This window comes from Hymenobacter cyanobacteriorum (genome assembly GCF_022631375.1).
GTDB classification, from domain to species: domain Bacteria; phylum Bacteroidota; class Bacteroidia; order Cytophagales; family Hymenobacteraceae; genus Hymenobacter; species Hymenobacter cyanobacteriorum.
In genome coordinates this window covers 70,854-84,666 of the sequence record NZ_JALBGC010000005.1, presented here as the reverse complement: position 1 = coordinate 84,666, position 13,813 = coordinate 70,854, and the positions used below count along the sequence as shown (strand labels likewise).

Sequence of the window (13,813 nt, the reverse complement as noted above, 5' to 3'; positions counted from 1 at the left end):
AAAAGCATTTACCTTCAAGCGCCTATTTCCAACGATAAACCAGCGCCTGCCAATGCCTTTTCCACCTTTCTGCTCATTATTCGGGGCGTTGCTTGTTTGCGCACTATTAACTGGCTGCGAAAGCAAAAAAGCCCCGGCAACTGCTGAAACTTCAGCTTCGACAGTTGAGCCGCCGCAGTTGCCGGATACTGCGACTATGCACGCACCTGTTGCTGATACCGCCGTTGCTGCGGCTGAGCCATTGCCTTCGGGCGATGTGGCTTCATTTCATGAGGCATTTGAGACCAGAAAGGAGGTTGCGCCCGGCCTGGTCATCGTAGAAAAATCTGTCCAGCAGCCCGCTACAGCCATCATTCACGACCCGTGGGATATAAAGGAGACTTTTTCGATTGTGCTGAATGGCCGGATAATTTACCGGGACACCGCGACTGGAATGACCTATGATTTTTCGGCACAGCCGGAGATTCGTAAGCTATATCCCATGTGGATTCCAACCGGTCAAATGGGTGGCGAGTTGTTAGTTGCCTTCAACAAACCGCCTTCTAAAGAACTAGCTCGCAGGTATTTTATTCAGAACCACCAGATTGTGCGAATAGACACCATACTGACGTTCGACGGCCCGGCCAAAGACTGGGACCACGACGGAAAGCAGGAATTTAAAGGCGCGTTGGCTTATAGTGAACTGTGGGATGATGAACAAGGCAAGAGGTGGACGACTTACGACCCCACCTTATACTTTGAAATTCGACCAACCGGATTGGTGATGGATTCCGCCTTGACCAAACAGAAAATCAAAGAAGAATATGGCGTGTTCATGGGCTTCAATCCGTCGGAAAAGTCCGGCGTGTTGCTTAGCAAAATACCCAGGGGTAGCCGCAGGCATGAATAGCTTGTGGTCAATCGAATATCCATGAAACACTTGCCCTCACTACGTGCGCCATTTTATCTGATGAAAACCCGCCACAATATTTTGCGCCAGCCGTGGCTAGGGATGCTGCTTAGCATATTCAGCAGCTGCGCGGCGCGGCCACCGCACGAGGCCGGCCCCTTCCGCCCCGGCGAGCTGGTGGAGCTGACGCGCGTGGTGCCCGGCCTGCGGCTCGATATCCGCTATGCTACCACGCACAATTTTATGGGCCGGGTGCTGTACCCGCAGGCGCGGGCGTTTCTGCAGCGCCCCGCTGCCGAGGCGCTGGCCCAGGTGCAGGCCGAGCTGCAACCGCTGGGCTACGGCCTGATGGTGTTCGACGGCTACCGGCCCTGGCGCATCACCAAGCAGATGTGGGAGCACACGCCAACCGACAAAAAGGAATTTGTGGCCGACCCGCGCAAGGGCTCGCGCCACAACCGCGGCTGTGCTGTCGACCTCACGCTCTGCGACCTCACCACCGGCCACGAAATCGAAATGCCCGGCGCTTATGATGAGATGAGCCCCCGCTCCTACGCCGCCTACGCTGGCGGTACCGCGGCCCAGCGCACCGCCCGCGACCTGCTCCGCGCCCGCATGGAAGCCCACGGCTTCACGGTGCTGCCGGCCGAGTGGTGGCACTTCGATTTCCAGGACTGGAAGTTGTACCCAATTCAGGACGTGCCGTTTGAGCAGCTATAACTTACCTGGATTGTAACCAAGTAAGTTATTTTTTGGAAGCCAATTGATATTTAGGAAAATGCCATTTACCACGCGTTAAAAACTGACAGGTTTTTACAAATTTTCGAGCGAGCTCATTCTGGAATAGCTCCGGGCTAGCGTAGTAAACATATTTGTAAAATCTACCTCTGCGCACCTCAATTACATAGCTTATTCCGTCCCCGACGCGCTGGGTTTCAACTTCAGGCTGTGACTGCATTTCCGCAAATCCCATTTTGAAAAGTGAATCAATAGTCGCTTCTGCGTCCTTCTGCCATGTCAGATATGGGCCGCCCGAAGTGGCATTCGAGAATGGTATTTCCTCTCCTGTTATTGCATTTACTATTTGCTCCTGACAGCTATTTACGGCAGTTACTTTTTTCGTTTGTGAACTATTTTTATTTAGCAAGTAAAATACGGTAGATGAAACTGAATTATTGGTCAAAAACAAGGCATTCGTATTAGTCAATCGGCTAGGCGACTCCCAAATTCTTATTTCACTAATTGTTGTATCGCAATCGAATAATGAATAGGAAGTTTGCTTGCTAATTTGATAAACCTCCTGCAAACGTTCTGGTATAGCACGAGAATTTGACAAAAACGCAGTTGCTTTTTCTTGAGGTGTACACGCCGCGAAAGAGCTTAACAATACCAGAATGACAATTGCTTTTTGCATAAATAACGGCATTGAAAGAAGTTTCGCAGGCATCAGACAAGCTAAGGCAGAAAGTACACAGCGACAGTATATCCAACTCAAAGCGCCCTCGCAACTCACGTTGCGGGGGCACTTTAATATCGGTGGCATTTAGTAATCCGCTACGGATTCGTCGACCACATGCCGGCCTCTTTAATAAAAATGCGGCGATTTAGCTTTAGCTGCGATACCATGAACTCGGCCAAATCCTCGGGCTGCATCACTTTGTCGGGGTTGCCATCAGTAAGCTTGTTTTCCAGCGCCAGCGGCGTGGCTACCGTGCTGGGCGTGAGGGCCGACACGCGGATATTGTGCTTGCGCACCTCCTGCATCAGCGCTTCGGTGAGGCCGAGCACGGCGAACTTGGAGGCGCTGTAGGCGCTGCTGCCGGCGGCGGCGCGCTGGCCCGAAGTCGAGGAAATGTTGATGATGTCGCCGGTTTGGCGCGCAATCATCACGGGCAGCACGGCGCGCGTCACGTAGTAGGTGCCCATCAGGTTCACCTGGATGATGTGTTCCCATTGCTCGGGCTCCATCTCCAGAAACTTGGCGAAGGTGCCGATGCCGGCGTTGTTGATGAGGATGTCAATCGGGCCAAGCTCGTCGTGGAGCTTTTCCACGGCGGTGTTCACGGCGGTGCGGTCGGCCACGTCGGCTACGGCGGTGGCCACAGTGCCACCGGCGGCTTTAATTTCGGTGGCGAGGGTTTGCAGGTCGCTATCGGTGCGGGCCAGCAGGCCCACGTGTACGCCTTCGGCAGCCAGCGCCAAGGCTACGGCCCGGCCGATGCCTTTGCCCGCGCCCGTTACGAGGGCGACTTTTCCTTGCAGGGATTCCATGTATTTGTAGAATTGGTTGGAGAGGTGTTACAACCCGGTAAGGCGGCGAAAGGTTGGGGCCAGGTGGTGTAGAGACGCGACACTTCGCGTCTCTTCGTTGAACGGCTACGTCCCCTTATTAACTCAAACGGCGTGGACGACGAGACGCGAAGTGTCGCGTCTCTACCTCGTTCAATGACTCCCTCTACATCCCGTGCAGCTTCTTCGTGAAGTCGCCGTACATAATCCAGTCCTCCATGCGGTGGCGGTAGGGGGCCACCTTGCCGCGCAGGTATTTCTCAATCATCAGGCCCGCCGCCGGGGCCGCGCTGGTGCCGCCGAAACCGGAGTTTTCGATGAACACGGCGATGGCAATTTTGGGGTCGTTGGCCGGGGCGAAGGCGGCGAAGGTGGCGTGGTCGAAGCCGTGGGGGTTCTGCACGGTGCCGGTTTTGCCGGCCACCGAAATGCCGTACTGCGCCAGCGAAGCCAGTTCGCCGGTACCGCCGTTCCCATCCACCACCTGCTGCATGCCGGGAATGATGTATTTGAACAACGCGGTATCGACGGCCGTGTAGTGCTTCTGGCGGAACTGCGGCAACGGGCCGCCCTGGCCGATGCCGCGCACGAAATGCGGCGTGATGTACCAACCGCGGTTGGCGATGGTGGCCAGCACGTTGGCCATTTGCAGGCCCGTGATGCCGATTTCGCCCTGCCCGATGGCCAGCGAGTACACGTTGCGGAAGCTCCAGCGGTGCTGGCGGTTTTCCTTCTTGTTGAAGAACTTGTGGTCGTAGAACTCCGGCGACGGGATGAGGCCGCGCTTTTCCTGGCTCATGTCCACGCCCAGCTTTTCGCCCAGTCCGAACGATTTCACCATTTTTTGCCACTGCGCCAGGCCAATATGCGCGTCCTCATACTTGTTGGAAGCCTGGCCACGCACCACCGCCGCCCGCAGCACCTGGTAGAAGTAGGGATTGCAGCTTTGTTTAATGGCAATGCTCACGTTGCGCGGCGGCTCGTGGCGGTGGGTGCAGCGCACCAGCTTCTGGTTACAGTCGAACGGGGTATTGGGCGTGACGACGCCCAGCTGCAGGGCCACCAGCTCATTCACCAGCTTAAACACCGAGCCGGGCGGGTACGTCGCCATCAGCGGGCGGTCGAACAGCGGACGGTCGGGGTTGTTGAGCAGGGCCATGTAGCGGTTGCCCGAACCCTTGCCCGTGAGCTGCTGCGGGTCGTAGTTCGGCACCGACACGAAAGCCAGAATTTCGCCCGATTTCGGGTCGATGGCCACGATGGAGCCGCGCCGGCCCGCCAGCAGCTTCTCGCCGTAAGCCTGCAATTCGGCGTCGATGCTCAGGTGCAAGTCCTGCCCGGCTACGGAGAGCGTATCAAACTCACCGCCCCGGAACTTGCCTTTTTCGATGCCGCGCACGTTCACCATTTTGTACTGCACGCCGCGCCGGCCCATCAGCGTGTCTTCGTAGTACGCCTCCAGCCCTGAAATGCCCACGTTCTCGCCGGCCTGGTACTTTGCGTAGCGCGGCTTCTCCAGAAACGCCGGCGTGATGGCGCCCACGTAGCCCAGGGCGTGGGCCAGGTTGGGCGTGCGGTAGGCCCGCGCCATGCGCGCCTGAATGCGGAAGCCCGGGAAGTCGGCCAACCGGTCGGAAATGGCCGCCAGGTCGGGCGTGGTCAGGTTCTGCACCACCGGCGAGGGCTTGATGCGCGAGTATTTCTTAGCTGCTTTCAAGCTGGCGCGCAGCCCTTCCTGCGGAATCTGGAGCAGCTCGCAGAAACGAGCGGAGTCGAGCTGCTTCACCTCGCGGGGCACCACCATCAGGTCGTACACAGGCGTGTTCTGCACCAGCAGCTGGTTTTTGCGGTCGTAAATCAGCCCACGATACGGAATCTGCACGATGCGCTGCAACGTGTTTTTATCAGCGGCCAGCTTATAAGTGCCATCGAGCACCTGCATGAAAAACAGGCGCGTGAGGAAGATGAGGGCCACCACCAGGAAAATGCCCTGCACGACGTATTTGCGGCCTTCTAAATATTGCATAATCTATTGAATTGTCATCCTGAGCACAGCGAAGGACCTTATCACGCCCGACCAGTAAATGTTCAACGCTGACAAGGTCCTTCGCTGCGCTCAGGATGACAGTAATAATAAAATTAATTCCGCCCTCTTCGCACCGGGAAAAACAGCAGCTGAATAATTAACAACGCAACGCTGGTAAAGAGTGCGCTCACCAGAATTTTCCCCAGCGTGGTGCCGAAATGGCGAAAGCTGCCCAGCTCCAGCACGAAAAACGCGGTGTGGTGCAGCACCACCAGCAGCAGCAGATACACCGTAAACCATTGCCAGCCCATCTGGTGCACGTTCACGGTGTCGCCACTGTCGTAGCCGTCGCGCGGCGTGAGCAGCCGCAGCACCCACGGCCGCAGAAAGCCCAGCAGCACGGCGGCCGCCGCGTGCAGCCCGCCCGTGTCGTAGAAAATATCCATCGTCAGGCCCATCGCAAAGCTGAGCAACAGCTGCACCACGATGGGCGTGCGCAGCGGCAGAAACAGCAGGAAGCCCAGGTACAAAAAGCACCAGCCCAGGTCGAACAGCACCAGCCGGCTAATGAGCAGCACGTGCACCGCCGCGTAAATTACGAAGCGGAACAACTGCACGATAATGTCACGAAGGCCACTCATGGGCGCGTCCCTCCTTTCGGGGCCGACGCCGGGGCAGCGGCTGGCGTAGCAGCCGGCACCGGCCGCAGCGTGCGGGCTTCCAGTGTGTCGCGCTCGGCCTTCTGACGGTTGGTCACCACGTACACGTAGGTCAGGTTCGAGAAATTAATGCCCAGCTTCACCCGAATGGTCCAGAAATTCTTGTCCGGTTCCTTCACGAACGAATCGATGGTGCCAATGAAAATGCCCTCCGGAAACACCGAGTTATAGCTCGACGTCACCACGGTATCGCCCTTCACCAGCTTGGTTTCGCGCAGCACGTTGTCGAGCAGCGCGTGGGTGGGGTCGTCGCCCAGCCAGCGAATGGTGCCGATGGTGCCATCGCGCTTGATTTTCGAAGCTACGCGGGTTTCCGAGTGCAGCAGGCTGGTTACGGTGGCGTAGTGTTCGCTCACCACTTTCACGCGGCCCACCACGCCGTTGGCCGCTACCACGCCGCGGCCCGACACCACACCATCGGCGCTGCCCACATTTAGCGTGAGGTAGTTGTCCACATTGCGCACGATATTGTTGATAACCCGAGCCGGAATAAGTGGATAACTCGGGTCGCGGGCTGCAATGGCCTGCTGGCCGAGCAGCAAGGTATCGGGTTTGGCCGCCGGGCGCTGGTAGCGCACGCGCTTCAGCGAGTCGAGCCGGGCGGGCGGCAGCGCTACCGAATCGGCCGCACGCCGCGATGAATCGGCCGGGTACAGTTGCTGGCGCAGGCTGGCATTTTCGGCCGCCAGCTGCTGGTTTACCTCGGCCAGGTGGAAATAATCGGCTACCTGGGCGCGACGGGCCAGCACCGTGCCGGCGTAATTGTTGGCCGAGTTGAAAAAAGCCGCCCGGTGGTACGAGCTATTGGTCACAAACAAGTACAGGCAGGCAATTTCCAGCAAGCCAAATACCAACGCCCCGCGAAAGCGAAAAAAGAAAAGAAACAGGTTCCGCACGGGGGCAATTGATTAATAACAAAACAGCCGGCAAAAGAACGTCATGCTGAGCGTAGTCGAAGCATCTCGCGTGCCGAAGTAAGTAATTACTCTCGCGGTAGAGATGCTTCGACTGCGCTCAGCATGACGTGCTAATTTTTATTCGGCAATTACGTCAGCAGCACGCCTTTAAAGGCCTGAATATCCTTAATGGCCTTGCCGGTGCCGCGCACCACGGCGCGCAGCGGGTCCTCGGCAATGTGAATGGGCAGCTTGGTTTTGGCGGCCAGGCGCTTGTCGAGGCCGCGCAGCAATGCGCCGCCGCCGGTGAGGTGAATGCCGTTTTCGTAAATATCGGCCGACAATTCAGGCGGCGAGATTTCGAGGGCTTTCAATACGGCTTCTTCGATTTTGGCCACCGATTTATCGAGGGCAATAGCAATTTCTGAGAAGGTAACTTTGATAACCTTCGGAATGCCCGTCATCAGGTCGCGGCCGCGCACTTCGTGGTCGGGCGGCGGCACGTCGAGTTCGGTGAGGGCCGCGCCCACTTCGATTTTGATACGCTCGGCCGAGCGCTCGCCGATGAGCAGGTTGTGCTGGCGGCGCATGTAGTCGAGGATGTCCTGGTTGAACACGTCGCCGGCCGTTTTAATCGACTGGTCGCACACGATACCCGACAGCGCAATAACCGCGATTTCGGTGGTGCCGCCTCCGATGTCGATAATCATCGAGCCCACGGGCTGCTCCACGTCGATGCCGATGCCAATGGCGGCGGCCATCGGCTCCTGAATCATCCACACTTCCTTGGCCCCGGCGTGCTCGGCCGAGTCACGCACGGCGCGCTTTTCTACTTCGGTAATGCCCGAGGGGATGCAGATAACCATGCGGTGCGAGGGCTGAAACAGGCGATTGCGCGTGTCAATCATCTTAATCATGCCCTTAATCATTTCCTCGGCGGCGTGGAAATCGGCAATTACCCCATCCTTCAGCGGGCGGATGGTGCGAATGTTGTCGTGGGTTTTCTCGTGCATCTGCTGGGCCTGGCGGCCCACGGCGATGACTTTATTCGTAGTTCGGTCTTTGGCGATGATGCTCGGCTCGTCCACCACGATTTTATCGTTGTGAATGATGAGCGTATTGGCCGTTCCCAGGTCGATGGCGATATCGCTGGTCAGGAAATTAAAGAAACCCATTGAGTTAGCGGCAATAAGGCGGAGACTGGATTTAGGCCCAGCCGGAATAATGCGCAAAGGTACGGAAGGTTTGGGCCGGGTTGGTGAACGGGATTATGGGATTCCGTTTGTTCGCCGTTTGTAAAACAGAACGTCATGCTGAGCTTGTCGAAGCATCTCTACCGCAGTAGTAAATAATTACTTGCGCGGTAGAGATGCTTCGACAAGCTCAGCATGACGTTCTACAGTATCCCGAAGTAGCCCGGCTTAGTGCTTGAAGTGGCGGGTGCCCGTCAGCACCATCGCCATGCCCAGCTCGTCGGCGGCTTTGATGCTGTCGGCATCCTTGATGGAGCCGCCGGGCTGCACCACAGCGCGGATGCCGGCGGCACCGGCAATTTCCACGCAGTCGGGGAAGGGGAAAAAGGCATCGGAGGCCATTACGGCGCCGTGCAGGTCGAAGCCGAAGGCACGGGCCTTCTCGATGGCCTGGCGCAGGGCATCGACGCGGCTGGTTTGGCCGACGCCGGAGGCCAGCAGCTGGCCGGCGCGGGCCAGCACAATGGTGTTGCTCTTGGTGTGCTTGCAGATTTTGCCGGCGAATACGAGGGCTTCGGTTTCCTCGGCCGTGGGGGCCGACTGCGTGACGACACGGAAGTCGGCGGCCGATTCCGTCTGGTGGTCGGCATCCTGCTCGATGATGCCATTTAGCAAGGTTTTCACCTGCTTCGCGGGAAATTTCACCGGCTTTTGCAGCAGCAGAATGCGATTTTTCTTGCTTTGCAGTACCGGCAGGGCTTCGGCGGCGAAGCCGGGCGCAATCAGCACTTCAAAAAACAGCTGGTTTAGCTCGGCGGCGGTGGCCGCGTCCACTTCCTTGTTCACGATGATGACGCCGCCGAACGCCGAAGTCGGGTCGCAGCTCAGGGCATTCAGGTAGGCTTCGCGCAGAGTGGCGGCTTGGGCCACGCCGCAGGCATTGGTGTGTTTGAGGATGGCGCAGGCGGGTGCGCCGTCGGTAAATTCGGTCATCAGGGCCACGGCGGCATCTACATCAACGAGGTTGTTGTAGCTCAGCTGCTTGCCGTGGAGCTGGTCGAACAGGGCCGAAAGGTCGCCGTAGAAGGTGCCGGCCTGGTGGGGGTTCTCGCCGTAGCGCAACGGGGTAGCGGGCTGCTGGCTCAGGCGCAGGGCGGTGCCGGCTACGGCGGTGCCCCGGCTCATGTAGCCGAAAATTTCGGTGTCGTAGTGTGAGGTGGTGGCGAAGGCGGCCGCGGCGTAGTGGCGGCGGTCTTCCAGGTCGGTGCTGCCGTTTTTGGCGGTCAATAATTCCGTCACGGCGGCGTACTGGTCGCGGCTGCTGACCACGAGCACATCGCGGTAGTTTTTGGCGGCGGCGCGCAGCAGCGAGATGCCGCCGATGTCAATCTTCTCGATAACGTCTTGCTCTTCAGCGCCGCTGGCCACGGTTTCCTCGAAGGGGTACAGGTCTACCACCACCAAATCGATGGGCGGAATGGCGTGGTGCTCAGCTTCGGCGAGGTCGCCCACGTCGTGGCGGCGGTGCAGAATGCCACCGAACACCTTGGGGTGCAGGGTTTTTACACGCCCGCCGAATACTTCGGGAAAACCGGTCAGGTTTTCCACAGCCGTTACTTCGGCGCCTTCGTCTTCCAGAAATTTCTGCGTGCCGCCGGTGGAATACAGCGTGACGCCGTGCTGGCGGAGAACCTGCACCAGCGGTGCCAAACGGTCTTTGTGATACACGGAAAGCAACGCGGCGCGAATGGGACGAGACGACATAAAACGAGCGGTTTGGGGAGGCAGAATTGCCGGGGCAAAGGTAGGGCCGGGCTCCGGCGGGGAGGGCTAGCCTGAAGATTACCGAATTATTACCTCCGAATATTCCGCCATTCAATGTCGCTACCGTGGGCAAATCCGAACACCGGGCGGCTTTCGCAAGTATAGCCAGCAGCGGGGCCGGCTGTCCAACCGAAGGCGCTTCCGTTGCGCTAGCATCAGCCAGCAGCAACGCAGCCTACCCCGCCACAACTCCGCTTTTCACTGCTGTTCCGACGCTCATTTTGTCTGTAAATACTTCTCCCATAGCTACACCCGCCGCGGCCGAAGCTGCCGCCGCTCAACTGGCGCCGCATCTTTTTGCGCAGGCCGCCGAAGCCGATGTAGAAGGCGGTTTCCCCACGCAGTCGTTTGCCGATTTGGCGGCGGCCGGGCTGCTCACGGCCGCGCTGCCGGCTGCGTTCGGTGGGGCGGGGCTCGATGCGCCGGCCGCCGCGCTGCCGCTGCTGCGCACGTTGCAGCACGTGGGGCGCGGCAACCTGGCCGTGGGCCGGATCTACGAAGGGCATCTGAACGCGCTGCTGCTCATTCAGCAGCTGGGCAGCGCTTCGCAGGTAGCCCGCTACGCTGCCGATGCCCGCGCCGGGCACCTGTTCGGGGTCTGGAACACGGAGGCTCCGCCTGAGGGCGTGCACCTGGAGGCGCTGCCCAACGGCCGCTACCGCCTGCGCGGGGCCAAAACGTTTGCCTCGGGTGCCGGGCACGTCAGTCGGCCGCTCATCACCGGGGCGCTGCCCAACGGGCAGGGTTGGCAGCTGTTCGTGCTGCCGGCCGAGGTGCAGGCGCCGACACTAGACCGCTCGTTCTGGCAGCCGCTGGGCATGCGGGCCACGGCCAGCTTTCGGGCCGATTTGACGGGGCTGGAGCTGGAGGCCGACGACCTCATCGGCCCGCCCAACGCGTACTACCAGCAGCCGGCGTTCAGCGGCGGGGCCATTCGGTTTGCAGCAGTGCAGCTGGGCGGGGCCGAAGCCGTGTTTGAAGAAACCCGCAACTTTCTGCGCGGCCTGGGCCGGACGGACGACCCCTACCAGCGCCAGCGCCTGGGCGAAATGGCCATCATGCTCGAAAGCGGCCGCCAGTGGGTGCGCGGCGCGGCCGAAAACGCCGCCCGCCCCGGGGCCGCCACGCCCGAAGGGGCCGAAGCCACCGTGGCCTATGCCAACATGATGCGCACAGCCATCGAAGCCATTTGCCTCGATATGCTGCGCTTGGCCGAGCGGTGCGTGGGCGCGCGCGGCCTGCTGCGCCCCGAGCCCTTCGAGCGCCTGCACCGCGACCTCACCCACTACCTGCGCCAGCCTGCCCCCGACGGCGCGCTGGCCGACGTGGGCCGGTTTGTGTTGGAAGGCAAGTCGTTTCATCAACTTTAACTTCTTTTGCCTTGCTCCCTTTCGCTGAATACCCGCTACGACCTGCCAGCTTCGCCGCAACCCTTGGCGCCACGGTCGTTATTGCACCGCACCCCGATGACGAAGCGCTGGGCTGTGGTGGACTGCTAGCGCTGCTGCACCAGGCCGGCCACCGCACGGCGGCGGTGCTGGTGAGCGACGGGAGCATGTCGCATCCCAATTCCGAAGCATTCTCCTCGGAAGCGCGCAGCGCCGTGCGCGAGGCCGAGTTCCGGCATGCCCTCACAATTTTAGGCGCCGATGCCGCCGAGCCGCTGCTGCTGCGCCTGCCCGACAGCTGCGTGCCCGATACTGCCGACGCGCCCGGCTTCGCGGCTGCCGTGGAGCAGCTGCGCGAATACCTAATGCATCAACATGCGGCTACTGTGCTCGTGCCTTGGCGGCGCGACCCGCACCCCGACCACCGCGCCACTGCTTTGCTGGTGCAAGCGGCACTGGAAGGGATGCCGCAGCCCCCGCGCAGGCTCGAGTACGTGGTGTGGGCCTGGGAGCGCGCCGCGCCGGAGGACCTGCCCACGGTGGCTGATGCCGTGGGCGGATTCCGGATTGATATAGAAGACGTTGTGGTGCAGAAGCAGCAAGCCATTGCGACGCACCAGTCACAGGTGGCCCCCGGCGTTTTCGCCGACGACCCGGACGGGTTTCTGCTTTCGGCCGAGATGCTGGCGCACTTCGCGGCGCCTTATGAAGTATATTTTGAAGCCGTTACGTCCGGAAACCAGCTATGAACGAAAATCAGCCCAACACCCTGCCGCCCGAGTATTTCGACCACGTGTACCAGGCCAACCGCGACCCGTGGAACTTCGAAAGCAGCCCCTACGAGCGCGCCAAATACGCTGCTACAATTGCCGCCCTGCCGCGCCCGCACTACGCCGAGGCGTTTGAAATCGGCTGTTCGCTGGGGGTGCTCACCGAGCAGCTGGCGGCACGCTGCGGCCACTTGCTGGCCGTGGATGTGAGCGAGGCGGCGCTGGCCCAGGCGCGGGCGCGCTGCGCGGCGCTACCGCAGGTTGAAATAAAGCTGATGCGCGTACCTGAGGAGTTTCCAACTCAGCAGTTCGACTTGATTGTGCTATCGGAAGTAGGCTACTATTGGTCGCCTGCCGACCTGGCCCGCGCGGCCGACCAGCTTATTGCCGGCCTGAAGCCCGGCGGCCAGCTGCTGCTGGTGCATTGGACGCCCCCCGTGCACGACTACCCGCTGACGGGCGACGACGTGCACCAGTTTTTCCTTGAGAAGGCCGTCCAGAATGGCCCACTGTGCCACCTCGGCGGTCAGCGGCACGAAAACTACCGGCTCGATTTGCTCGAAAAGAACTAAGCAGCTTTATTAGCCCGCCACTGCCCGGCGGCATTGGCGCGGATGAGGCGCGGCAGTACCAACAGCGCCTCTGAAAGCGGCACGGCCGCCACCGCCAGGCTGGGGCTGTGCACCAGCGCCCACTCCCACAGCTCGCCAAACGTAGCGCAGTTGCTCATTTGGGCCAGCACCGCAGCCGCTGGCACGCCCAGGCGCGTGAGCAGCGCGTCGGTTTCGGCACCGGGAGCACTGGCCCAGCAAGCCCGTAGCTGGCGGCGCAGCTGCCACTGCCGCGCCAGCTGCACGGGGTTGTCGACCTGAGGCTCGCGCTGTTGCTGGCTCAGCTGCAGCCATTCGCGCAGCTGCCACGAGAGGCCTACTTCCACGCGGCCATCGCGCCGGGCCGAGGTGAGCACTTGCACGTGCGGGCTGTGGCGCAACGTTAAATCGTGCCGCCGCAGCTGCCGGCACAGCGCTTCATCTTCCAGAAAACGTACTGCGGGCAGGCCGCCCACCCGGCGGTAGGCCCGCGCCGTGAGGGCCAGGCTGGCTCCGAAATGCTGGTGGTGGCGCGGCCACGGGTCGGCGGCGGTGGGGTCGAGCAAATCCTCCAGCCGGGCACACAGCAAGCGGTAGGCAGCATCGCGCGACTGCAGGCGTTGGAGCTGAATCAGGTCCGGCTGGTCCAACGCTTCGTCTTCGGTCATAATGCGGCCGCCCACGGCATCGGCCCCGGCCGCTATTTCGGCCTGAATGGCGACCAGCCACGTGGGCGCCACGCGGGTATCGGCATCGGTGCTGGCAATGATGCCGGCAGGCTGGCCCACACGTTCGAGGCGGGCGCAGGCTTCGTCCATCAGCAGGCGACGGGCGCGGCCTACGTGGGCATGCTCGCCGGGCAGGCACAGCTCGGCCACGTGCAGCACTAGGCCCGGGAACTGCCGGGCTTGCCGACGTACCAGGTTTGCCGTATCGTCAAGGCAGTTGTTGGCCAGCACGATGACTTCGTAACTATCGGCGGGCAGCTGGTGGCCAGCGAAGGTGGTTTGGGCAGCCAGTGCGGCCAGGGTAGCCGGCAGGTTGGCCACTTCGTCTTTGGCCGGAATGATGACGCTGATGCGCAGGCCCGCGCGGGGCAGCGGCAGCTGGCGGTGCAGGCGGGCGGCGCACGCATCGTGGGGCGCAGCCAGCAGCGGCGGCAGCGGGGCCGGAGCGGTGGTTTCGTGGGCTGCCAGAAAGCGCGCGGGGGTAGCGTGGTCCATTGCCCG

The 13,813-nt window shown here is 60.9% G+C and carries 13 protein-coding genes; 5 read left to right on the top strand and 8 right to left on the bottom strand.

The genetic code is table 11. The features are described from left to right. Positions 1–52 precede the first annotated feature (52 nt). The gene (locus MON38_RS18225; RefSeq protein WP_241937593.1) at positions 53–889 is read left to right on the top strand and encodes a hypothetical protein; all 837 of its coding nucleotides are present in this window, start codon (positions 53–55) and stop codon (positions 887–889) included. 21 nt (positions 890–910) lie between these two features. Further along, entirely contained in the window at positions 911–1,609 is a 699-nt protein-coding gene (locus MON38_RS18220) for a M15 family metallopeptidase (protein WP_241937592.1), read from the top strand. A 25-nt stretch (positions 1,610–1,634) separates the two neighbouring features. On the opposite strand, the gene MON38_RS18215 is transcribed toward MON38_RS18220, so the two are convergent. From MON38_RS18215 to purH, 7 genes are all read right to left on the bottom strand, one after another. After that, a complete protein-coding gene (locus MON38_RS18215) occupies positions 1,635–2,336 on the bottom strand; it encodes a hypothetical protein (RefSeq protein WP_241937591.1) in 702 nt (233 codons plus the stop codon). 107 nt (positions 2,337–2,443) lie between these two features. Further along, positions 2,444–3,160, bottom strand: a complete 717-nt coding sequence (locus MON38_RS18210) for a 3-ketoacyl-ACP reductase (RefSeq protein ID WP_241937590.1) — start codon at positions 3,158–3,160, stop codon at positions 2,444–2,446. Between the two features lie 184 nt (positions 3,161–3,344). After that, entirely contained in the window at positions 3,345–5,204 is a 1,860-nt protein-coding gene (gene mrdA / locus MON38_RS18205) for a penicillin-binding protein 2 (protein ID WP_241937589.1), read from the bottom strand. A 113-nt stretch (positions 5,205–5,317) separates the two neighbouring features. Beyond that, the gene (locus tag MON38_RS18200) at positions 5,318–5,845 is read right to left on the bottom strand and encodes a hypothetical protein (RefSeq protein WP_241937588.1); all 528 of its coding nucleotides are present in this window, start codon (positions 5,843–5,845) and stop codon (positions 5,318–5,320) included. Then, positions 5,842–6,819 carry a rod shape-determining protein MreC gene (gene mreC, locus MON38_RS18195; RefSeq protein ID WP_241937587.1) on the bottom strand — a complete coding sequence of 326 codons (978 nt, stop codon included), beginning with the start codon at positions 6,817–6,819 and terminating at the stop codon, positions 5,842–5,844. Before mreC ends, MON38_RS18200 begins: the two co-directional genes overlap by 4 nt. A 149-nt stretch (positions 6,820–6,968) precedes the next feature. Continuing rightward, positions 6,969–7,994 carry a rod shape-determining protein gene (locus MON38_RS18190; protein ID WP_208177625.1) on the bottom strand — a complete coding sequence of 342 codons (1,026 nt, stop codon included), beginning with the start codon at positions 7,992–7,994 and terminating at the stop codon, positions 6,969–6,971. Between the two features lie 246 nt (positions 7,995–8,240). Beyond that, on the bottom strand, positions 8,241–9,776 hold the full coding sequence (purH, locus tag MON38_RS18185) for a bifunctional phosphoribosylaminoimidazolecarboxamide formyltransferase/IMP cyclohydrolase (RefSeq protein WP_241937586.1): 1,536 nt from the start codon (positions 9,774–9,776) through the stop codon (positions 8,241–8,243). Between the two features lie 281 nt (positions 9,777–10,057). Here purH and MON38_RS18180 point away from each other — a divergent pair, with 281 nt between their 5' ends. The 3 genes from MON38_RS18180 to MON38_RS18170 are packed head-to-tail and all read left to right on the top strand — an operon-like array spanning position 10,058 to position 12,566. Beyond that, positions 10,058–11,206 (top strand): acyl-CoA dehydrogenase family protein, encoded by a 1,149-nt coding sequence (locus MON38_RS18180; RefSeq protein WP_241937585.1) that lies wholly within the window; start codon positions 10,058–10,060, stop codon positions 11,204–11,206. A gap of 11 nt (positions 11,207–11,217) precedes the next feature. After that, on the top strand, positions 11,218–11,973 hold the full coding sequence (locus MON38_RS18175) for a PIG-L deacetylase family protein (protein WP_241937584.1): 756 nt from the start codon (positions 11,218–11,220) through the stop codon (positions 11,971–11,973). After that, complete coding sequence (locus MON38_RS18170; protein ID WP_241937583.1) at positions 11,970–12,566, top strand: class I SAM-dependent DNA methyltransferase; 597 nt, start codon at positions 11,970–11,972, stop codon at positions 12,564–12,566. The genes MON38_RS18175 and MON38_RS18170 overlap by 4 nt, the downstream gene beginning before the upstream one ends. On the opposite strand, the gene MON38_RS18165 is transcribed toward MON38_RS18170, so the two are convergent. Then, positions 12,563–13,807: a glycosyltransferase family 2 protein gene (locus MON38_RS18165; protein ID WP_241937582.1), complete on the bottom strand. Its 1,245-nt coding sequence runs from the start codon at positions 13,805–13,807 to the stop codon at positions 12,563–12,565. The genes MON38_RS18170 and MON38_RS18165 overlap by 4 nt on opposite strands. Positions 13,808–13,813 lie beyond the last annotated feature (6 nt).